This window comes from Sphingomonas sp. 66-10 (assembly GCF_001897045.1).
In the GTDB taxonomy this organism is placed as follows: Bacteria; Pseudomonadota; Alphaproteobacteria; order Sphingomonadales; family Sphingomonadaceae; genus Sphingomonas; species Sphingomonas lycopersici.
Map to the genome: position 1 here is coordinate 313,293 of NZ_MKRR01000133.1, position 21,421 is coordinate 334,713.

The window sequence follows — 21,421 nt, forward strand, 5'->3', positions numbered from 1 at the left end:
GAAAAATTCCGGGATGACGCGGCGATCGCCCCCTTAATAGGTCAGCCGCATTCCGACTTTGAATGTCTGGCCGAACGGTGAGAACAGGATAGTATTGCCGGTGCCGTGCGCGCCCGGATTGAGCGGCGGCATCGTGTTGGTCAGATTGTCGACGCCGAAGAAGGCGGTCAGCTCGTGCCGGTCGCCGTGGCGGATGCGATATTGCGCAAGCACGTCGAGATAGGCGCGCGCCGGCACCTTGTTGGTGTTCGAGCTGTTGACCGCGGCGATATTATAGCCCGCCTGATCCGGGCCGATGAAGGCGGCGTTGTAGAAGCCGCTGTTGATGTAACGGCCGTGGAAGTTGAGCGTGAAATCGTCCTTGGTCCAGCTCACCAGCCCGTCGAGCGTCAGATCGGGGAGCCCCGGCGGGGTGCCGCCGCGCAGCCCGGTCTGCCCGGCGCGCTGGATCGGGCCGACCGCGTCGACAGTGATGAAATCCTTCACATAGGTCGCGAGCAGCCGGAAGTTGACGTCGCCCAGCGTGCCGAGCGGCTGGCGATATTCCAGCTCGGCGTCGATGCCGCGATTGATCAGCTCGTTGACGTTCTGCAGCACGTCGCGGACCTGGGTGATGCTGCCGTCGGGGCCGCGCGTGATCAGGTCGCAGCTCCGCAGCTCGCCCTCGAAGCAGCGGGTGGCGATATTCTGCTGCCCCAAGGTGCTGATCGCGTTGCGCACCTTGATCTCATAATAATCGATCGAGGCGCGGAACCGGCCGAGGAAACCCCCGCTCGGCTTGAATACGATCCCGGCGGTGAAGGTATCGGCGCGCTCGGGCTGGAGGTTCGGGTTCGATCCGCTGGTGATCGCGGGATTGACCTGTTGCCCGCCGCGCGCCGGATCGGTGAGGATTCCGCTCGCCAGCGTCGTCGGGCCGAACAGCTCGATCACATTGGGCGCGCGGATGTCGCGCGATTTGGTGGCGCGCAGCCGGATCGCCGGAATCGGCTCCCACACCGCGCCATATTTATAGGTGGTGACCGACAGGCTCGAGCTGGGCAAAAGCTCGCTCGACCGGCTGTAATGCGTGCGGCGGATCGCGCCATTGAGGCTCAGCTCGTTGAAGAACGGCGCCGCGCGGACGATCGGCAGCTCGGTCTCGGCATAGCCCTCGACCACCTCGATCTTCCCCGACACGCGCGATCCGTTGCCGGAGAAGAACGCCAGGCTGCGCGACAGCGGATCGGCGTCGCCGCGTACCGAATCGTTGCGATATTCGATCCCGCTCGCAAGCTGGACGGTGCCGCCCGGCAGATCGAACAGCTTGGCGCGGACGTTGAACGCGGCGACATGCTCGGTGGTGATCGCGGTCTGATAACCGTCGGCGGTGACATAATCCTTCGCCGCCTGGCTCGCCTGCGCGCCGAACGGATTGTACGCGACGCAGGCCGGATCGTGGTTGGCCGGGTTGGGATCGGCGTTGACGCGGCAGATCGGCTGGCCGTTCGGCCCCATCACCGCGTCAATCGCGCGGAGCATCCGCGCGCTGACCGTCTGGTTGCGGGTTTCGGAGCGGAAATCGTTGCGGCCGAACTGGTAATAGGCATCCCAGTCCACGCCTTCGGTGATCTTGCCCTTGAGGCTGCCCACCGCGCGGAACACATTGTTGGTGGTGACGATCGGCGCGCGGCCGAGCTCGGCGAAGCCCTTGCCGATCTGGAACGACGATGCCCCCGATGCGGCGAGCAGGGTCGGGATATCCAGCGTCGGATCGGCCGAGCGCGGGATGAAGGGATTGTCCGCGCGGATCGTGATCGCGGTATTGCGATAGGCGGTCGCGCTATATTCGGCGTTGAGGTGGCCGTAATTGACCATCAATGACGCCGACAGATTGGGCGCCACGTCCCAATCGAGATTGCCGGTGAGCGCATAGCGTTCGAGCGGGGCGTTGAAGAACAGATCCTTGAAATAGATGTTCTGCCCCTGCCCCTCGCCGCCGGTCATGTAGAGATTGTTCGACATGCCGCCGTAGACGAAGCGCCGCGGCGTGCCGTCATTGGCGAAGGTGATGCCGTCGATCGGGCGCAGCGCGGGGAAGGTGCGCCCGGTATAGGCACTGCCCGGCGGCACCGTCACGCCGTTGAAGGGCACGGTCGACGGGCGGATCGATCCCATGATGTTGTTGGCCGGCATCCCCGGATAACCGGGGTTGCGCCCGAAGTTGAGCACTTCGCTGCGGCAGAAATCGCGCGACTGGCAATCGCCGATCCCCGCGCCGGATTCATATTCGCCGCCGATCACCAGATGCATCGATTGCCCGATGCGCGTGCCGAAGGCGAGGCCGCCGACGAAGGTCCGGTTGTCGCCATATTTGGTGACGCTGTTCTGCAGCGACCCCTTGACGCCCTCCAGCCGGTGATCGAGGATCAGGTTGGCGACCCCGGCCACCGCGTCCGAACCATATTGCGCTGAGGCGCCGCCGGTCACCACCTCGGCGCGCTGGAGCAGGATCGACGGGATCATATTGGTGTCGACCGTCGCCTGGGTGGTCGAGGGGACGAAGCGCTTGCCGTCCACCAGCGTCAGCGTGCGCACCGCGCCGAGCCCGCGCAGATCGAGGATGCGCCCGCCGACATAGCCCCCGGTCGGGGCAAGTTCACCGCTCGCCGGGGTGTTCGACGGGCGGAAGGCGGGAACCTCGTTGAGCGCGTCGGCGACATTGGCGATGCCGCGCTGCTCGAGCCGCGCCGCGCCCACCACCGAAACCGGCGTCGGCGCCGAAAAGCCCCCGGAGAGACGCGATCCGGTGACGATGATGTCGTGCGAACCGCCCGCGTCGGCGGACGCCTCCTCCGCCGGCGCGACACGCTTCGCCGCGGGCGTATCGGCCGGCGGTACATTGTCCTGCGCATGCGCCGCGGGGGCCGAGATCATGAGCCCGAGCGCCAATGCGCTTGCCCCGTGCCGAACCCGATTCGCGATGCTTCCTCTCCGCATAAGCTCCCTCCTCCTGTCGCGGCGCGCTGCGGGGCGCCGTCGTTGGAACGTAGCCTAATGTAACAATAGGTATTATTCTACTTATTTTAGAAGAATGCTATTTTTCTTGGCGGCACCGGCTCTCCGCTCATTATTTTAATCGCGATATATCAGCAATTTATACAGGAAATCGCTCACCGGCCGGTCGGGTTGACAGCCCCGAAACGGAAATACATATAATGCTACCGAATTCCGGCGAGGCCCCGATCGGCCCGCCACGACCGATCAGAAAGCCGAACGGCAATGTCAGAAAATCCACCCGTCAAACCCACGATCCAGAGCGTCGAGCGGACCGAGGATCGCATCCTCACTTCCGATCTGTTCGAGGCGCGCGAGCGGACCTTCGCGCCGCGCAACGGCACCGGCACGTACCGCGAGCCGGCGCGCGATCTGCCGATCTATCACAGCTGCGACGTGCTGGTGGTGGGCGGCGGGCCTTCGGGGACCGCGGCGGCCTGGGCGGCGGCGCGGGCGGGGGCGGACGTGATGCTGCTCGAACGCTACAATCATCTCGGCGGGCTTTCGACCGGCGGGCTGGTCATCTGGATCGACCGCATGACCGACTGGGCAGGCGAACCCGTGATCCGCGGCTTTGCCGAGGCGGTGCTCGCCCGCCTCCCCGCGGAGGGCATCGCCGGGCCGCCGCCCGAACAATGGGGATCGCGCGATCCGCAACATGCCGCTTACTGGATGCCGCGCACCGCCGCCTTCCACGGCATCGTCGCCTGGTCGCCGACGATCGACCCGGAGCGGCTGAAGCTGGTTTCGCAGGAAATGCTGATCGAGGCCGGGGTGCGGCTGGCGTTCCACGGCTGGGCGGCGGTGCCGATCGTCGAGGACGGATGCGTGCGCGGCGCGCTGTTCGAAAGCAAGATGGGCCGCCAGGCGATCCGCGCGAAGGTGGTGATCGACGCGACCGGCGACGGCGATATGTTCGCGCGCGCCGGCGCCGATTTCGACAATGACATCGAACCCGCCGACACGCATCACGCGATGAACACCGCCTTCATGCTCGGCGGGGTGGACATGCAGCGCTGGCTCGATTTCCGCACCGGCGATCCCGCCGCCTATCAGGCGCTGCTCGCCAAGGGACGGGCGGAACTCGGCTTCTTCCAATGGCCCTATGTCTCGTGGCGCAACGATATCGCGCTATTCCTCGGCCCGCGCCAGACCGGCATGTCCGCACTCGACGTTGACGAGCAGACCGAGATCGAGGTCCGCTCGCATCGCTTCATGGCCAGCCATTGCGCCTTCTTCCGCGAACATGCGCCGGGCTTCGAGGATGCCTTCATGCTGCAGAGCGCGCCACAGCTCGGCGTGCGCCACACCCGCCGGCTGGCCGGCGTGGGGCGCGTCGAGCGGCGTCAGTGGAGCGAGGGACAGGTGCTGCCCGACGAGATCGGCGTCAGCCCCTCGGTCTCGCCCAAATTTCCGGTCATCTCGGTCCCTTATGGCGCGCTGGTGCCGCGGCGCCTCGATGGCCTGCTCGCCTGCGGCCGGCATGTTTCATGCGATGCCAATTCGCACGGCTTCCTGCGCGAGATCCCGCAATGCTGGCTGACCGGTCACGCGGCGGGCGCCGCAGCGGCGCTGGCGGTGCGCGACGGGGTGCAGCCGCGCGATGTCGACGTGACGGCGCTTCAGGCGCTGCTGCGCGAACAGGGCGCCTATGTTCGGGAGCCGGCCCCCGCCGCGGTCGCACGCGCCGCCAACGAATGACAGGCGCCTGAGCGCCGAGCACGGAGAGGAAAGATATGCCTGAACTGCGCAGCCTTGCCGCCAATTCGCCCACCCGCCGCTCGCATTGGCGCGCGCTGGGGCTGAGCGAGGCGGATATGCTCAAGCCCAAGATCGCGGTGGTCAATTCGTCGTCCGAACTCGCGGTATGCTTCGCGCATCTCGACGGGGTGGCCAAGGTGGTGAAAGACGCGATCCGCGCCGCCGGGGGCGTGCCGTTCGAGGTCCGCACCACCGCGCCCTCCGATTTCATCACCGGCGCGGCGAAGATGGGCAGCTATATCCTCGCCGCACGCGACGTCGTGACCCACGATATCGAGGTGCAGGTCGAGGCGGCGATGCTCGACGGGATGGTCTGCCTCACCTCGTGCGACAAGACCCCGCCAGGGCATCTGATGGCCGCCGCCCGGCTCGACATCCCCACCTTGCTGGTGATCGGCGGCTATCAGGCCTCGGGGATGATCGGCGACGAGCATGTCGACCTCGAGGATCTGTGGTCGGGCAGCGTCGGCGAGCGTTTCGGCAAGACGCCGAAATTCCCGATCGAGGACATGATCCCGCAGGCGGTGCGCGGCCCGGGCGTGTGCGCCGGGATGGCGACCGCGAACACGATGCATTGCGTGGTCGAGGCGCTGGGCATGTGCATTCCCGGTTCGGCCCCGGTGCGCGCCAATAGCGAGAAGATGTTCGACAAGGCGCGTGCGGCCGGCGCGCGCATCGTTGAGATGGTGCACGAGGATCTGCGCCCGCGCCGCATCCTCACCGAGGCGGCGTTCCGCAACGCCGCGGCGATGACGCTCGCGGTCTCCGGCTCGATCAACGCGATCAAGCACCTCCAGGCGACCGCCGTCGAGGCGGGGGTCGATGTCGATCTGTTCGCGATCTGGGAGGAAATGGGCCGCAAGGTGCCGGTGTTGACCGCGGTGCGCCCGAACGGCCCGGTGCGGATCGAGGGATTCGAGGATGCCGGCGGCGCGGCGGCGATGCTCAAGCGGCTCGCCCCGGTGATCGAGACCGATGCGATGACCTGCACCGGCCAGCCGCTCGCCGCGGTGATCGCCGACACGCCCGAAGGCGATACTGCGATCATCCGCCCGCTCGACGCGCCGATTTCCGACGGCCCATCGATCGTGATCCTCAAGGGCAGCCTCGCGCCGGCCAGCGCGGTGGTGAAGCTCGGCATCCGCGATCCCAAACGCCCCGAGCGTTTCGAGGGCCGCGCGCGCGTGTTCGATCAGACCGCGCCTTTGCTCGCCGAAATCGAGGCGCGCACGCTGGAGAAGGGCGATGTCGTCATCCTGCGCGGGCAAGGGCCGAAGGGCGGCCCGGCGATGGGCGGCGGCGCATCTTTGGTGCTGTTCGCGATCGACGCGGCGGGGCTGGCACGCGACGTCGCCTTCGTCACCGACGGCCAGCTCTCCGGCCTGTGCCTCAAGGGGTTGACGATCGCCGAAGTCTCGCCCGAGGCAGTCGACGGGGGCCCGCTCGGCCAGGTGCGCGACGGCGATATCGTGCTGATCGACGTGCCGGCGCGACGGCTCGACGTGCTGGTCGACGCGGCGGAATTTGCCGCACGCCCCAATGAGGCGCAGCCGCTGTCCGCGCACCCGACCGGCTATCTCGATCTCTATCGACGCGGCGTGCAACCGATGGCCAAGGGCACCGCGCTGGTGCAGGAACCCGCGCGTCCATGACATCAAGAATATTGCGAGATTGATCCGATCCGGGCCGAGGGCGTCGCAAGAACGCCACGGCCCGCCAAGCGCCTCCAGGAGGGGACTATGTTCGTGTTTCCGGCTGATATCCGCCTGCGGGCGCGGGGCTGATATGCCGGCCGCGCCCCGCACCATCGACGTCGCCCGCGTCATCGACGACCGCGGGCTCGATCGGTTCAACTATCTGCTGATCCTGCTCTCCTGGCTGATCACCGTGTTCGACGGGTTCGACATGATGATGATCAGCTTCACCGCGCCGTACATGCGCGACGAGCTGGGGCTGGACAAGCCGATGCTCGGCAACGTCTTTTCCGCGGGCATCCTGGGGATGATGGTCGGCGGCTTCGCTTTCTCCTATATCGGCGACCGCGTCGGGCGGCGGCGCACGATCGTCGCCGCTGCCTTCGCCTTCGGTTTGCTGACGCTCGCGACCGCCTTCGCGCGCAGCTATGAGGCGCTGCTGATCCTGCGCTTCGCCGACGGCTTCGCGATCGGCGGGATGCTGCCGCTCGCCTGGGCGCTCAACATCGAATTCGTGCCGAAACGGATGCGCGCCACGGTCATCACGATCATCATGATGGGCTACAGCCTCGGCAGCTCGCTCGCCGGCCCGGTAACGGTGTGGCTTGCGCCGCACCACGGCTGGGAAGGCGTCTTCTTGTTCGGCGGGGTCTGCACGATGGTCTGCGCGGTCGCGCTGGCGATATGGCTGCCCGAATCGATTCGCTTCCTGACCAGCAAGGCGCTCAAACCCGATCTCGTCGCGGCGACGCTCAACCGCCTCTCCCCCGCGCTCGATGCGCGCGCCGAGGATCGTTTCGTACTTGGCGACGAGCAGACCGACACGGGCAATTTCACTGTCGGCAAATTGTTCGAGGGCCGGCTCGCGATCCTCACGCCGCTGCTGTGGCTCGGCTATATCATGAGCACGCTCGCGGTCTATTTCAAAGCCAATTGGGGGCCGATCGTCTATGAGGACATGGCGTTCAGCCGCGAGACGGCGGCCTATGTCTCCTCCTTTTCGGGGGTGATGGGCGCGGTGCTCGGGCTGACGCTGATGCGCTTCACCGATCGCTTCGGCCCGTTCGCGGTCGCGGTCTATCCGCTGTGCGCCGCGCCGGTGCTGCTCGCGGTGGGGCTGTTGCCGATGAACCCGCAGCTCTTCCTGTGGCTTTCGGTCATTTCCACTACCTTCGTCGGCGGGGCGCATTTCGGCATCCTGTCGATCGCCAGCGTCTTCTATCCCAGCGCGATCCGCGCCAACGGCGGCGGCTGGGCCACCTCGATCGCCAAGCTCGGCGGGATCGGCGGGCCGATCATCGGCGGCTATGTCCTGTCGAGCGGGATGCCGATCGTCCGCAGCTTCGCGATCCTCGCCTTGTGCCCCGCGATCCTCGCCGCCTGCGCGATCGGCATCGGGCTGATCGTGCGGCGCGGCAATCCCGCCGTCCTCCCCGGCGTCGCGGTTGCTCCGCGCGCGCGCCGGGCGCTATGACCATAGGTCAGGCATGACGGATCGGGGCGGAAGATGAGCGATGGCACGCAAAAGCGCGCGGGGCGGCGATCGGAGCAGCGGCGCGGCCCGCAGCCGGCGCTCGTGCCCCAGCGCGATGCGCTGAGGGAGCAGATCGACCGCATCGCCGACGACAAGGGACCGGCGATCAGCGAGCGCCATCTGCTCAACTATCGCACACATTTCCCCGAGGAAGCGGGCGACTACGATTATTTCCGCATGACCCGTGCGATCGTCACCGCCGCGCGGCGCTGGCGCAAGGTCGCCAACGATCGCGTCAAGCCGCTCAAGCAGACGATGGCGCGCTGGGAAACCCTGTTCCTCGTCGCCTTCGCCGAGCGCGATATGACGCAGGGCGAGATGGCCCGGCTGATCTCGGTCGAAGGGCCGACGATGGTGCGGATGCTCGATCTGCTTGCGCGCGACGGGCTGATCGAGCGCCGCCAGTCGGAAACCGATGCGCGGGTGACGACCAATCGCATCACCCCCGCGGGCACCGCGGTGATCGGCGAGATCATGAAGGTGACCAACAAGCTCCGCAGCGAGGTGCTGGACGGCGTCGACCCCGACGATCTTCAGATCGCGCTCAAGGTGCTCAACCAGATCCTGCGCCGGCTCGATCAGTTGCGCTGAACCGTGCTGGCAAACCCCCTTCCCTGTCGATATAAGTAGCATTCTACCTTAAGGAGAGAAAGATGGTCGCGCTGACCGAGGCGGAACGAGCGATGGCCGACGGCGCAGAGGGCGCGGCGGTCGCCAAGGCGATGGACCTGTTGATCCGCTATGCCGACGCGCTCGGCGCCGAGCGCTTCGTCGAGACCAACAATGTCGCCGGCGTCCCCGGCTCGTCGACGCCGTGGCTCAAGAATTATTATCGCGCGGACGGCGGCGACTATCGCGCGATCTTCTCGCGCTTCGACCTCGATTCCGACGAGGTGGTCGATGTGCCGCGGATGAACGCTTTTTCCTGTCACCTGCAGGGCGGGATGGACCCGTCGCTGTGGCGCGATCAGGGGATGAGCGAGGCGCAGCACGACAATTTTGTCTATGACGAGGGCCAGGTCGCCGCGCACGGCATCCAGGTGCTCAAAACCTGCACCCCCTATCTCGCCGGCAACGTGCCGGTGATGGGCGAGCATTGCGCATGGATGGAAAGCTCCGCGGTGGTCTTCTGCAATTCGGTGATCGGCGGGCGCACCAATTGCGAGGGACGCGAATCGACCAGCGCGGCGATGCTCGCCAAACGCATCCCCGATTGGGGCTTCCACCGCGACGAATTCCGCCGCGGGCAGAACCGCGTGCGGGTCGAGGTGCCGGTCGACGATATCTTCGAATGGGGGATGCTCGGCTATTTCACCGGCGATGCGGTGCAGGATACGATCCCGGTACTCGACGGCGCGATCGGCGCGCCCAGCCTGATCCGCCACAAGCATTTCGGCGCGGCGGCCGCCTCGTCCGGCGGCGTCGAAATGTATCATATGGTCGGCATCACCCCCGAAGCCCCGACGATCGAGGCGGCGTTCGGCGGCGCGGCGCACGGCGAGGTCTTCGTCTACGACAAAGCGGCGCGGGCGCGGACCTATGAACAGCTCAACGCGGTGGGGAGCAACACCGATGTCGATTTCGTCATGCTCGGCTGCCCGCATTATTCGGTCGAGCAGATCGCCGAGGCCGCACGGCTGATCGAGGGGCGCCGGGTTTCGGCCAATAGCGAATTGTGGATCTTCACCTCGCGCGCGGTGAAGGCGACCGCCGACGCCAGCGGCTATACCCGGATCCTCTCTGCAGCAGGCGCCAAGCTGATGACCGATACCTGCTCGTCGATCAGCCAGGCGGTGCCCCCCGGCACGCGCGTCGCCGCGCTCGATAGCGCCAAACAGGTTCATTATCTGCCCGCGATCATGGGGATCGAGGGGTGGTATGGCACGACCGCCGACTGCATCGACGCGGCTTGCACCGGCAAGTGGAACGGGAGGCTCGTGGCATGAGCGACATCGAAACCGAATTGCGCCCGATCGTCCTCCACGGGCGCGGCGTCGTCGGCGGGGTGGCCGAGGGCGAGGCTTTGGTGACGCGCGAGACGATCTCGGGCTGGGGCGGCGTCAATGCGATGACCGGCACCGTGATCGAGAGCCGCCACGAGCTGAAGGGGACGACCTTCGCCGGCAAGGTGCTGGTCTTCCCCGGCGCGAAGGGCTCATCGGGCTGGTCGGGGGTGTTCCACACCGCGCGGCTGGCGGGCACCGCGCCGCTGGCGATGGTTTTCACCACGATGACCACCAAGGTCGCGCTGGGCTGCGTCGTGATGCGGGTGCCGTCGGTCGTCGATCTCGATCGCGATCCCTTCACGCTGATCGAGAGCGGAGACCGGGTGCGGGTGGACGGCGATGCGGGAACGGTGACGATCTGGAAACGCGAGCGCTGACCCGCCGCCCGCGTCAGTCCGCCGGGCGCGCGAGCCGATCGCGCGTGAGCCTTTCGAACGTCGCCAGATCGCAGCGCATCACATCCGATCCGCAGCCGGGAATCGTCAGATAGCTGCGGCTCGGCGGCGCGGCGCTGGTCAGCGGGGTAAGCTGCCTGAGCTGGTCCATCGACTGCGCCTGCTGGAACGCGCGGACGTAGCGACGCCCCGCCGCGTCGCGGACCAGCTCGAACCCGATCGCGCCGCCGGGGGCGATATCGTCGCGCGGATAATCGGCCATCGTCCAGTGCATGTCATAGAAGCCGCCAAGCGCGGCGAGATTGCCATCGTGGCCGAACAGCAATGTCACGCGCGGCCCGTCGCCGGACAAGGCATCGACGATCCGTCTGACGAGCGGCGCGGCGACGCGCTGCGCGGCATAGGGCGGCCGGACTTCATATTGAAACTTGGTCGGGTGGAAGCGCAGCACGGCCTGGATATCCGCCTTGCTCGCCCGGCCCCAGCCGACCTCGCGCATCGGCATGCCTTCGAGATATTGGAGCAGGATCGTCTGCCCGGCGGTCGATCCGAACGAGAGCCCGCCCTTGATATCCGGGTTGTCGCCGGGGATGGCCTTGAGCGAGGACGCGGTGTCGACCGGCACGCCGACGATCCGCTCGAGCGTCGCGAAATCGGCCCGTCGCTCGGCGACGACGTGCTCCAGGCCGCCCGGCGGAAGTTGCGCCTGCGCTGCCGCCAATGCGCGGTCGCCGTCGACCGCCGATGTCGGGTGGAACTGGTCTTCGGCATCCTCGTCGGCCGGGTGATCGAGCGCGACCTTGCACCCCGGCTGCAACGTTTCGAGAAAGGCTGAACCGGTCTTGATCGCGCGCGAACTGCCGCTCGACCAGGCCGCGATCGTGCCCGGCGCCGCGCAGCCCGTGGCGGGGAGGAGACCCTGCTCGGTGAACAGTATGCGATCATAAGCGGCGAGACGTTTCACCCCTTCTGCGCCGTGCGCGGTCAGATCACCCGCGGGGGTGGACCAGCCCGGCCACGCCTCCTTGGTCGTGCCGGCGGGCGTCGCCGGGAATTTGGTCGACGGGCGCACGCCGTGGCGCATCAGCATGACGACCCGTTCCACCGTCACCTCCGTCTTGCCGGGCGCGGGCGCGGCAAGTGCCGGGGCGGAAAGAACAGCGAGCAGAACACCGAGGAGGCGGAGGCGCGGCATAGGGTTCTTCATGGGCGGATTCCGTTGGATGCAGATTGCGGGGTATGCCGCGGGTGTGACCGATCGGTGACAGCAGGCGCCGGTCGTCACGCGCGCGATCCGGGCGAAATCGGCGGAATGCGCCGGCTGGGCGCGCAAATCTTAAATTTCCCTAATTTTTCGCGATGTCACAGAAGCGTAAATACGCCCGCCTAGTGCCCGTCCCGACGATCCACAACGATGGCGCGCGTCGGTGACTCTGTAGAAGATGTTTTGACACACGGGGCAAACCCGTAACTTCAACACGACTTCAAGAATAGTTTCCCGCACATCGGAGGATTTTCTGAAAACACGCAATTCATCGAATTGCGAAAACCGGGGGTTATTTGCCGTGCCTGTTTTCCTGAACAATCCCAAGAACCGTCTGCGGCTCCGCGCCGCGCTGATCGCCGTCGCCGTATCGAGCGTTTCGCTCGCCCCCGCGCCGGGATATGCGCAATCCGAAGCCGGCCCGCGCGCCGAGGGCCGCGTATCCGGCGTGGTGGTGAATGCATCGGGCGATTTCCTGCACGGCGCCGAGGTGCGCGTCGAGGGATCGGATATCGTCGGCGTCACCGACAGCGACGGCCGCTTCACGCTGCAGCGCGTGCCGGCGGGCACCCAGCAATTGAGCATAAGCTATATCGGCTTCGAGACCGGCCATGAAACGGTCGAGGTCGGCACCAGCGCCGCCGCCGAGGTCAAGGTCGCGCTCAAGCCCAGGACGACCGATACGGCGGGCGACATCGTCGTGAGCCGCAGCCGCCCGATCGCCGAATCCGAAGAGGCCGCGCTGCAGCTCAAGCGCGCCTCCACCTCGCTGGTCGACGTGATCGCCGCCGACAGCGCGGGGCGCTTCCCCGACCAGAATATCGCCGCCGCGGTCAGCCGCCTGCCAGGGGTCAGCGTCGGCCGCGATCAGGGGCAGGAGCGCTATATCAGCCTGCGCGGTTCGCCGGCGAGCTGGACGACGATGGCGTTCGACGGGGTCAATGTGATCAGCCCCGCCGGCCGCGAGACGCGCTTTGACACGATCCCGTCGTCGATCGCCAGCCAGACCGTGATCCGCAAGGCGGTGACCGCCGACATGCCGGGCGAGACCGTCGCCGGCAATATCAACATCGTCACCCGCAGCCCGTTCGACTATCCCGGCCTCAAGGCCTCGCTCGACGGGGGCTATGGCTACAACGATCTGGGCCAGGGCAAGCAATATAATGTCAGCGGCTTCCTGTCCGGCCGCTTCGCCAACGACACGATCGGCGTGCTGGTCGGCGGCTCGCGCTACGAGCGCGACATGGTGACCGACAATTTCGAGAATTCGTGGGAAATCGCGCCCGAGGATCAGGAGCCAGGCGGCCAGAACCGGATCTGGAACGCCAAGACGCAGAACAAGCTCTATCGCCTGAAGCGCAGCAACACTTCCTTCTCCGGGCGTATCGAATGGCGCCCCGACAGCGACAACAAGGTGTTCTTCTCCTCGATCTACAGCCAGTTCCGCGACGACGAATTGCGCAACGCCTGGGTCTTCGATCTCGATCAGGATGCCAAGAAGACGAGCAGCAGCAAGGTCGGCACCACCACCGGCTATGCCGATATCCGCACCGGCAACACCCCGATGCGCGGCACGCTCTACGGCGCCGAGATCGAGAGCACGCTGAACTCCAATTCCTCGCGCCAGAGCATCTTCACCAATACGCTCGCCGGCGAGCACGAAATGGATACATGGAAGATCAAGTGGCGGCTGAACTACACCCGCGCCGACGATCGCAGCAAGCCGCCGTTCCAATCCTCGTGGAGCAGCCCCACCGATTTCACCAAGCGTCCCACTCTCGTCTACGACTTCACCGATCCGAACCTGTCGAAGGTGCAGTTGTTCAACACGGTGCGCAACGCGAACGGCACCTATAGCGCGGGCGCGGCGCGGCCCTATATTTCGCCGACCGAGCTGCAATTCCTGTCGATGACCCGCAACCGCCAGCTCGATCGCACCAATGCCTATACCGGCAAGCTCGATATCGAGCACAGCCTCGAACTGTTCGGCGCCAATACCGTCTTCCAGTTCGGCGGCGAATATGACAAGCGCACCAAGACCTCGCGCCGCACCGTGCTGGAAGTGACCCCCGCGACGCTCGCCGCCGCCGGGCTCGCCAGCCCCGCCCAGGGGGATATCAGCATCGACACGCCCTATAAGGGCAAGCTGCCGCTCGGCTATGGGTTCAAATATTTCTCCAGCGAGCTCGGCACCGCGCTGTTCGACAAATATGTCGCGGCCGGCGCGGCGCAGATCCAGAAGGATACCAGCCAGAAGAACGACTATCGCGTCACCGAGGAAGTCATCGCCGGCTATGCGATGGGCACGACCTATTTCGACTGGGGCAATATCGTCTACGGCGCCCGCATCGAGCGCATCAAGAACACCGGTTCTGCCTTGTCGATGACCAATAGCGGGTGGATGCCGACCGTCGTCTCGAACAGCTTCGTCTCGGTCTATCCCAGCATCCACGTCAATTGGGACATCAACCGCAATATGAAGCTGCGTCTTTCGGGCAATACCGGCGCGGCGCGGCCCGATTACGATCAGATGCGACCCAATTTCTCCTACAACGACACCGATCAGATCGTCTCGGGCGGCAATCCCAAGGCGAAGGCCGAGCGCGCCAAGGGCGTCGATCTCTATTTCGAATGGTACATGCCCTCGCGCGGCTTCTTCTCGGTCGGCGGTTATTACAAGGATCTCAAGGACATCCTCTACGATGTCGAGCTGACGCAATTCGGGTCGGACGTGCTCAACTCGGGCGGCATCGATCGGTCGGATTATCGCTATTCGACGATCGCCAACGGCGGGGGCGGCCATATCAAGGGCATCGAATTCGCTTTCTCGCAGCCGCTGGAAGGGCTGGCGCGCTCGGCCGGGCTGCCCGATTGGGCGCAGGGCTTCGGCATCCAGACCAATCTGACGCTCAACGACTCGAAGGCGACGACGCCCGACGGCCGCACCACCGATCTGCCCGGCGCCTCGCCGCTGATCTACAATATCTCGGGCTATTACGAGCGTTACGGCTTCTCGGCCCGCGTCAGCTATCAGTGGCAAAAGGCATATCTCGACGCGATCGGCAGCGGCGATATTATCGGCGACACTTATTGGGCCAATGTCGCGCGCCTCGATCTGTCGCTACGCTATTCGATCAACGACAATATCCAGCTCTATCTCGACGCCAACAACCTCACCAACGAGGCCGGCATCCGCTATCAGGGGAGCTATTCGCGCCCGATCGAGCATGAGCTGTTCGGCCGCCGCTACCTCGCCGGGGTGCGCCTCAACTTCTGAAGATGAAACGGGGAGGCGCCCTGGCGGCGCCTCCCGAACGCGAACCGGAGCGGCATGAGCAGGACCATTCTTGTCGTGGAGGACGATCCGGCCACGGCCAACTTCCTCACCTCGGGCCTCGAACAGGAGGGCTATAATGTCCGCCGCGCCGCGGACGGCGTGCGCGGGCTGGAGCTCGCGCAGCAGGACGATCTCGACGGCATCGTGCTCGATCGCATGCTGCCCGGGCTCGACGGCCTCAGTTTGCTCGAAACGCTGCGCGCGCGCGATTGCGACACGCCGGTCATCATCCTCTCCGCGATCGGCTCGACCGACGAGCGCGTGCGGGGGCTCCGCGCCGGATCGGACGATTATCTGGTCAAGCCCTTTGCGATGACCGAACTGCTCGCCCGGCTGGAGGTGCTCCACCGCCGCCGCGCCGCCGCGCCCGCGGTGGTCACCCGGCTCGCCTGCGCGGACCTGACGCTCGATCTCCTCACCTCGCGCGCCGAACGCGCCGGGCAGCTGCTCCAGCTCCAGCCGCGCGCGATCCAGCTCCTCGAATTCCTGATGCGCAACCAGGGGCAGGTCGTCACCCGCTCGATGATCCTCCAGAAGGTATGGAATTACGATTTCGATCCCGGCACCAACGTGATCGACGTCTATGTCAGCAATTTGCGCAAGGAGATCGACCGGCCGGGGCTCACCCCGCTGCTGCGTACCGTGCGCGGCGCCGGCTATCGACTGGGCGCGCCGGCATGAGCCCCGCGCGGCGCCGATTGCCCGCGTGGCGCTCGACCAGCGGGCGCTTCCTCGCGCTGCACCTCGTGCTCAACCTCGCCTGTATCCTGCCGATCCTGCTCTACGTCTATTTCCAGGTCGACCGCATCATCATCGCCGATTTCACCCGCCCGCTCGAATTCCGGCAGAGCAATCTCGAAAAGCAATATGCGCGCGGCGGCATCGCCCAACTGAGGCACGAGGTCGAGAGCCGCGCCGCACGCGCGCACCGCGACCGGACCGCGATCCTGCTGGTCGATCCCGAAGGCCGCAAGCTCGCCGGCAATATCGCACGCTGGCCCGCCGGGCTCGCCGCGCCGACCGACTGGACCCCGTTCGCGCTGACTCGCGACAGCGGCGGCGCGCCCGACAAATTCCTCGTCAAGACGGTCCGCTATCCCTCCGGGCACCGGCTGCTGCTCGGCGGGCTGCTCGACAATCGCGCGCGGATGGAGGGGGCGCTGCTGCTCGCGCTGTTCGCCGCCTTTGCGCTGGCGGTCCCGGTCGGCCTCTTGGGCAGCGTCGCGATCGTCCGCGAGATGAACCGCATGGTCGCGGCGATCGCCGGGATCGGCCAGCAGGTCGGCGCGGGCGATCTCGCGCGCCGCGCCGATACCGACGGCAGCGGTGACCCGGTCGACCGCCTCAAGACCTCGCTCAACGCGATGCTCGACCGGATCGAAACGCTGGTGGAAGAACATCGCACGCTGACCGACGCGCTGGCGCACGATCTGCGCTCCCCGCTCACGCGCATCCATATCCAGGTGAGCGAGGCGCTGGCGGAATCGCCCGCCCCCGAATCCCGCGCGCGGTTCGACGCGATCGCGCTGGAAGTCGGCATCGTGCTGCACATGCTCGAAAGCGCGCTGGAGATCAGCCGCGCGGAGGCCGGCGTCGGGCGCGGCACGTTCGAACGCTTCGACCTTGCCGCGGTGCTCGGCGATCTCGGCGAGATCTACCAGCCGCTCGCCCGCACAAACGGGGTCGAGATCACCGTCGCCTGCCCGCCGCGGCTCGAGTTCCACGGCAATCGCGCGCTGGTCGCGCGCGCGGTGGCGAACCTGATCGACAATGCGCTCAAATATGGCGCGGCAGGCGGCGCGATCGCGCTCGAGGCCGAGGCGGTCGACGGCGAGGTGCATATCTGCGTCGCCGATCGCGCGGGCGGCATCCCCGCCGCACGTCGGACCGAGGCGATCCGCAAATTCGGCCGGCTCGATCGCGCGCGCAACACCCCGGGCACCGGGCTCGGCCTCAGCCTCGCCAGCGCCGTCGCCTCGCTCCACGGCGGACGGCTTGCGCTCGAGGACAATCGGCCGGGGCTGCGTGCGCGCCTGATCCTCTCGCTTCTGCCGCCCTCGTCATCTCATCAGCAAGGAGCCACCGAATGACCCATATCTCCAAGACCCGCCGCGCGCTGGCGGGCGCCGTCGCCGTGCTGCTTTCGGCCACAGCGGGGAGCGCCGTCGCGCAGGAAGCGCGCAACGTCATCCTGTTCCTCGGCGACGCGGGCGGGCTGCCGACGCTCAACGCCGGCGGGATCCTCGCGCATGACCGGCCGCAATCGCTGTTCATCCATTCGATGCCGCATATCGGGCTGTCGGACACCTCGTCGCTCAACCGCTGGGTGACCGATTCGGGCGCGGGGATGACCGCGATCATGACCGGCCACAAGACCAACAATTCGATGGTTTCGGCCGTCCCCACCGGTCAGAACGGCGCAGTAGCCCCGGTCAAGACGCTGCTCGAATATGCCGAACAGCGCGGGCTTTCGACCGGCGTGATCACCAATATGGCGATCTGGGACGCCACCCCGGCGGCGTGCTTCGCGCATGTCGGCGCGCGCAAGGACAAGGACGAGATCTTCCGCCAGATGCTCGCGCCGCGCTTCGGCGACGGCGTCGACATCCTGGTCGGCAAGGGCCGCGCCGATGCCGTCGCCTCGCTCGCGGCGCGGCAGACCACGCCCGAACAGGCCTTTGCGGCATCGGGCTACCGCTTCGGCGACGATCCGGCGATCGTGCGCGATGCGCGCCGCGCGGCGGTGCTGCGTGACACGGATTTCGCGCCGATCCCGACGGTGGAGGCGACGATCGCGCAGCTCGCCCGCAATCCCAAGGGCTATTTCCTGATGGTCGAATGGGACATGCATACCGACGATCCGAAGAAGGGGCTGCGCCACGTCGTCGAGATGGACGAGATGATCCGGCGGGTCAGCCAGATCGCAGGCAAGGACACGCTGATCCTGTTCACCGCCGATCACAGCTTCGGGCTGCGCACCGGCGGTGGCGAGCGCGGCACGCCGCTGGCCGCGCAATATGATGCCGCAGCGGCGAAGCCCGGCGTCACCAACGCGACCAACGACGTGATCAGCGTCCAGGACGGGCACACCGGCGAGGAGGTGATCGTCGCCGCATCGGGCCCCGGCGCGGACAAGGTGCACGGCTTCTTCCCCAACACCCGGCTGTTCGACATCATGCTCTCGGCCTTCGGGTGGAAGCGCGACCAATAGCCGAAAACAGGGAGCCGCGGCGGTCGCGTCGCGGCTCGCTATGCCGCCGCGCGTCGATAGGCCTCAATCAGGCGCGTGAAATGCGCGTCTTCGCTGAACCGATGTTGCACGTCTCGATGCGCCGCGCGGCCGAGGCGGCGGCACAGCGCAGGATCGTCCCACAGCCGGCGCATCGTCGCGGCAAGGTCGACCGGATCCCCCGGGGTGAAATGGAGCCCGGTCTCGCCTTCGCGCACCGTGTCGCGCAGCGCGCCGATCCGCGCCGCGATCACCGGGATGCCATGCGCCATCGCTTCCGCGGCGACGATCGCGAAGGTCTCGAACCACAGGCTCGGCACCACCAAGAAGCGCGCGCCGCGATAGAAAGCCGCCAATTGCTCGGCATTCGCGGTGAGGGTGACGGCAATGTCCGCGCCGTCGACATGGCGGCGATCGCTTCCCGCGGGGCCGGCGAGCCGCACCGGCAATCCGCTGATCCGCGCCGCATCGCGCAAGGTGTCGATCCCTTTCTCGGGCACGAAGCGCCCGGCATAGCCGATATAGCCGCCGCCCATCGGATCGACCGGCGCGGGCGCGGCGGGAATCGCGCATTCATTGACGGTGATCCGCTCAGGCGCGATCCCCGCGCGCTCGATTAGCCAGCGGCGGCTGAAATCGGTGAGGACGATGAATTGCGCGACATGCCGCTGGTAAAGACCGCGCCAGCCCGCCACTGCGTGGCGCAGCGCGAAGGCAGCGCTTTCCGCGCGGTTCCCGCGGCAATTGCGCACCACCGCCTGATGCGCGCCCGAATCCGCGCAACGCGTGCAGACCGCCGCGCCGTCATAATGCGTCGCGACCGGGCAGGTGATGCGGAAATCGTAACAGCTATGCACCACCGGCACCCCGGCATCCGCGCAGAGTTCGAGCACCCAGGGCGTGATCAGCGGATAGAGTTCGTGGGTGTGGACGATATCGGGCCGCGCGTCGCGTAGCCGCCGGCGAAAATCCCGCAGCGCGGCCGCGCCGTAAAGGCCGTTGGCAAAGGCCGATACCTTCCCCGCCAGACCCGGCGGCAGCGCACGGCTGTCGCGCTCGAATGTCGTGATCTCCAGCCCCCGGCGGCGCGACAGAGCGATCGTCGCATCCCAGGCATTGTCCGATCCGCCCCCGCCGCGATGCCGGTTGAAGACGTGGAGGATCTTCAAACGAACAGTTCAGGACGATAGGTTTCGCCCACCTTTTCCGGCGCCGCCTGCCGCCCGGTGCGGCGCTGCGCGACGACATGCCGGAACAATGTCGCATAACCGTCGACCACCGCATCCCAGCGAAACACCGCGGCGGCGCGCGCCTGCGCCGCCCGCCCCAATGCCGCGCGGCGATCCGCGTCGCCGTCAAGCGCGCGCAGCAACGCGGCAAGATGGCCGGGGGCCTTGTCGAAATAGGGATTGTCGTCCCCCACCACCTCGCGATGGAACACGACGTTGATCGGCAGGCACGGCGCGCCCCAATGCATCGCGCGGAGCAGACTGGGATTGGTACCGCCGACCTCATGCCCGTGGAGATAGAACGCGCAATGCCGGTAGAGCGCGTTGAGCGCTGCTGACTCGAACACCCCGCCGACGCAACGCACCTGACCATCATCCTCCAGCGCGATCGCCCGCGCATAATCGCTCTCATAAGGAACGCTGCCGACGACGATCAGTGGCCGCGTGACCCCGGCCGCACGATATTCGCGAATGATAAGATCGACGTTATTTTCCGGCTCCATCCGCGCCACCACCAGATAATAATCGCCGGGTGTAACCCCGAAGCGTTCCAGTGCAGCCGCGTCCGGCTCGTCCCCGACCTTGCCGGAATAGGGAATATAGGTCGACGGCGCGTCATATTCTTGGGCGTAATAGCGCTGCATCGCGCGCGAATCGGTGACGAGCCAGTCGGCTAGTCTGGCACTCGCCTTCTCCGACCATTTATAATAGCGCTGTTGAAGCGGGCTCCATTTGCGCCTTTGCCAGCCGAGCCCGTCGGTGTGGATGACGACGGGGACGCGCATCGCCTTCAGCGGGAGGATGAACGGCCCGTTCCCCGGATCGACCACGAAGGCGAGATCGAAGCGCCGCGCGCAGGCGTCGAGGATCGCCATATTGCTGTGGACGATGCTTTCGAAACTCTTGCCTCCGGGCGCGGGCAGATACCGACAATTGACGCCTTTATAGTACGGCGGGCGCGAATCATAATATTGGTTGCGGCAATAGACCATCACGTCCATGCCGTGATCGCGCACCAGCCCGACCGCCAGCTCCTCGACCAAGGTACTGAACCCACTGTAGCGCGCCGGAATTCCGCGGTCGCCGATCAGCGCGATGCGCAACGGGGCGGATGCGTCACTCATGCGGCTTGAACCCGATCCACACGTCCTGTGTCATATCGGCGGTCGCGCCGGGCTGCACCTGCTCGACCCGTTCGAACCGCGCGAGCAGCCTGTTCCGCACATAGGCAGGCGGGTGGACCGCGAAATACCATTTCTTCCCCTCCTGATATTGCGCCTGGGTGACGATCTCGCCGCGATCATAAGCCTCGCGCTCGGCGCGCTGCGCCAGCAGATAGCGGTAGTGATCGCCGTGGGTCGTCGCGATCAACAGGCCGCCGGGCCGCAGCACGCGCCGCAATTCCATCGCCCAGGCCTCGTGCATGTCGGCGGAAAGATGCGTGAAGACCGAGAAATTATAGATCGCTTCGAACGTCCCGTCGGGAAAGGGCAAGGGCGGCGCGAGCCCGTTCAGCGCGAAATCGATCCCGGGCAGGTTCGCCGCGCACCACGCGATCGTCGCCGGATTGTAATCGGTGCCGGTGAGCAGCGGCGCGCGATCGGCGAGCAGATCGGGCAGATGCCGGATGAGCCGCCCCGGCCCGCAACCCCATTCCAATATGCTGAGCCGGGACGACGCCGGAACGTGCCGGCGCACTAGGTCCGCGAACACCCGGGCATGTTCGCGCCCGATATCGTGATAATCCGCCCAGTCGACCTTGTTGTAAGCATCGAAGGCGAGATCGGCGGGCGGCACGGCGAAATCGGGATGCGCGGCGCGGAAGGCGCGATTGTCGCGCGCTTTCCCCGCGGTCCGGCGCAGATAGGAGACGCGGTCGAACACGGGCAACAAACCGAGCGCGCGCGTCGCGCTGAGGATCTGATATTTCATGCCG

15 protein-coding genes are annotated in these 21,421 nt (G+C 66.5%); 10 read left to right on the top strand and 5 right to left on the bottom strand.

All coding sequences use genetic code 11. The features are described 5' to 3' along the window. Positions 1-33 precede the first annotated feature (33 nt). Positions 34-2,931: a TonB-dependent receptor domain-containing protein gene (locus BGN95_RS15445; protein ID WP_286773210.1), complete on the bottom strand. Its 2,898-nt coding sequence runs from the start codon at positions 2,929-2,931 to the stop codon at positions 34-36. A 330-nt stretch (positions 2,932-3,261) separates the two neighbouring features. Between BGN95_RS15445 and BGN95_RS15450 the strand changes: the two genes are divergently transcribed. From BGN95_RS15450 to BGN95_RS15475, 6 genes are all read left to right on the top strand, one after another. Next, positions 3,262-4,737: an FAD-dependent oxidoreductase gene (locus tag BGN95_RS15450; protein WP_286773211.1), complete on the top strand. Its 1,476-nt coding sequence runs from the start codon at positions 3,262-3,264 to the stop codon at positions 4,735-4,737. Positions 4,738-4,772: 35 nt separating this feature from the next. Next, entirely contained in the window at positions 4,773-6,449 is a 1,677-nt protein-coding gene (locus tag BGN95_RS15455; protein WP_265311880.1) for a dihydroxy-acid dehydratase, read from the top strand. Between the two features lie 133 nt (positions 6,450-6,582). After that, positions 6,583-7,965, top strand: a complete 1,383-nt coding sequence (locus tag BGN95_RS15460; RefSeq protein WP_286773212.1) for an MFS transporter — start codon at positions 6,583-6,585, stop codon at positions 7,963-7,965. Between the two features lie 33 nt (positions 7,966-7,998). Continuing rightward, positions 7,999-8,616, top strand: a complete 618-nt coding sequence (locus BGN95_RS15465) for a MarR family winged helix-turn-helix transcriptional regulator (protein WP_179514243.1) — start codon at positions 7,999-8,001, stop codon at positions 8,614-8,616. Between the two features lie 62 nt (positions 8,617-8,678). Beyond that, on the top strand, positions 8,679-9,971 hold the full coding sequence (locus BGN95_RS15470; RefSeq protein WP_286773213.1) for an aconitase X: 1,293 nt from the start codon (positions 8,679-8,681) through the stop codon (positions 9,969-9,971). After that, on the top strand, positions 9,968-10,408 hold the full coding sequence (locus tag BGN95_RS15475) for an aconitase X swivel domain-containing protein (RefSeq protein ID WP_286773214.1): 441 nt from the start codon (positions 9,968-9,970) through the stop codon (positions 10,406-10,408). Before BGN95_RS15470 ends, BGN95_RS15475 begins: the two co-directional genes overlap by 4 nt. Positions 10,409-10,421: 13 nt before the next feature. Here BGN95_RS15475 and BGN95_RS15480 read toward each other — a convergent pair whose 3' ends face one another. Next, positions 10,422-11,621, bottom strand: a complete 1,200-nt coding sequence (locus BGN95_RS15480; protein WP_286773215.1) for a histidine-type phosphatase — start codon at positions 11,619-11,621, stop codon at positions 10,422-10,424. A 370-nt stretch (positions 11,622-11,991) separates the two neighbouring features. On the opposite strand from BGN95_RS15480, the gene BGN95_RS15485 reads away from it, so the two are divergent. From BGN95_RS15485 to BGN95_RS15500, 4 genes are read left to right on the top strand one after another with little or no spacing between them, the layout of a single operon-like run. Next, positions 11,992-14,967 carry a TonB-dependent receptor gene (locus BGN95_RS15485; RefSeq protein WP_286773216.1) on the top strand — a complete coding sequence of 992 codons (2,976 nt, stop codon included), beginning with the start codon at positions 11,992-11,994 and terminating at the stop codon, positions 14,965-14,967. 54 nt (positions 14,968-15,021) lie between these two features. Then, a complete protein-coding gene (locus tag BGN95_RS15490; RefSeq protein ID WP_179514248.1) occupies positions 15,022-15,708 on the top strand; it encodes a response regulator transcription factor in 687 nt (228 codons plus the stop codon). After that, complete coding sequence (locus tag BGN95_RS15495) at positions 15,705-17,117, top strand: sensor histidine kinase (RefSeq protein WP_286773217.1); 1,413 nt, start codon at positions 15,705-15,707, stop codon at positions 17,115-17,117. Before BGN95_RS15490 ends, BGN95_RS15495 begins: the two co-directional genes overlap by 4 nt. Continuing rightward, entirely contained in the window at positions 17,114-18,238 is a 1,125-nt protein-coding gene (locus tag BGN95_RS15500) for an alkaline phosphatase (protein ID WP_265311873.1), read from the top strand. Before BGN95_RS15495 ends, BGN95_RS15500 begins: the two co-directional genes overlap by 4 nt. 38 nt (positions 18,239-18,276) lie before the next feature. On the opposite strand, the gene BGN95_RS15505 is transcribed toward BGN95_RS15500, so the two are convergent. The 3 genes from BGN95_RS15505 to BGN95_RS15515 form a co-directional block, all read right to left on the bottom strand. Next, on the bottom strand, positions 18,277-19,425 hold the full coding sequence (locus BGN95_RS15505; protein WP_265311872.1) for a glycosyltransferase family 4 protein: 1,149 nt from the start codon (positions 19,423-19,425) through the stop codon (positions 18,277-18,279). Then, positions 19,422-20,609 carry a DUF1972 domain-containing protein gene (locus tag BGN95_RS15510; RefSeq protein ID WP_286773218.1) on the bottom strand — a complete coding sequence of 396 codons (1,188 nt, stop codon included), beginning with the start codon at positions 20,607-20,609 and terminating at the stop codon, positions 19,422-19,424. The genes BGN95_RS15505 and BGN95_RS15510 overlap by 4 nt, the downstream gene beginning before the upstream one ends. Continuing rightward, a partial coding sequence (locus BGN95_RS15515) for a class I SAM-dependent methyltransferase (protein WP_286773219.1) occupies positions 20,602-21,421 on the bottom strand: 820 nt, incomplete at its 5' end. The genes BGN95_RS15515 and BGN95_RS15510, both read right to left, overlap by 8 nt.

Bases quoted from the DNA above. Each gene is read 5' to 3' on its own strand.
- BGN95_RS15450 (WP_286773211.1), top strand. From the start codon at position 3,262: ATGTCAGAAAATCCACCCGTCAAACCCACGATCCAGAGCGTCGAGCGG.
- BGN95_RS15490 (WP_179514248.1), top strand. From the start codon at position 15,022: ATGAGCAGGACCATTCTTGTCGTGGAGGACGATCCGGCCACGGCCAAC.
- BGN95_RS15465 (WP_179514243.1), top strand. From the start codon at position 7,999: ATGAGCGATGGCACGCAAAAGCGCGCGGGGCGGCGATCGGAGCAGCGG.
- BGN95_RS15470 (WP_286773213.1), top strand. From the start codon at position 8,679: ATGGTCGCGCTGACCGAGGCGGAACGAGCGATGGCCGACGGCGCAGAG.
- BGN95_RS15460 (WP_286773212.1), top strand. From the start codon at position 6,583: ATGCCGGCCGCGCCCCGCACCATCGACGTCGCCCGCGTCATCGACGAC.
- BGN95_RS15480 (WP_286773215.1), bottom strand. From the start codon at position 11,621: ATGCCGCGCCTCCGCCTCCTCGGTGTTCTGCTCGCTGTTCTTTCCGCC.
- BGN95_RS15455 (WP_265311880.1), top strand. From the start codon at position 4,773: ATGCCTGAACTGCGCAGCCTTGCCGCCAATTCGCCCACCCGCCGCTCG.
- BGN95_RS15475 (WP_286773214.1), top strand. From the start codon at position 9,968: ATGAGCGACATCGAAACCGAATTGCGCCCGATCGTCCTCCACGGGCGC.
- BGN95_RS15500 (WP_265311873.1), top strand. From the start codon at position 17,114: ATGACCCATATCTCCAAGACCCGCCGCGCGCTGGCGGGCGCCGTCGCC.
- BGN95_RS15495 (WP_286773217.1), top strand. From the start codon at position 15,705: ATGAGCCCCGCGCGGCGCCGATTGCCCGCGTGGCGCTCGACCAGCGGG.
- BGN95_RS15510 (WP_286773218.1), bottom strand. From the start codon at position 20,609: ATGAGTGACGCATCCGCCCCGTTGCGCATCGCGCTGATCGGCGACCGC.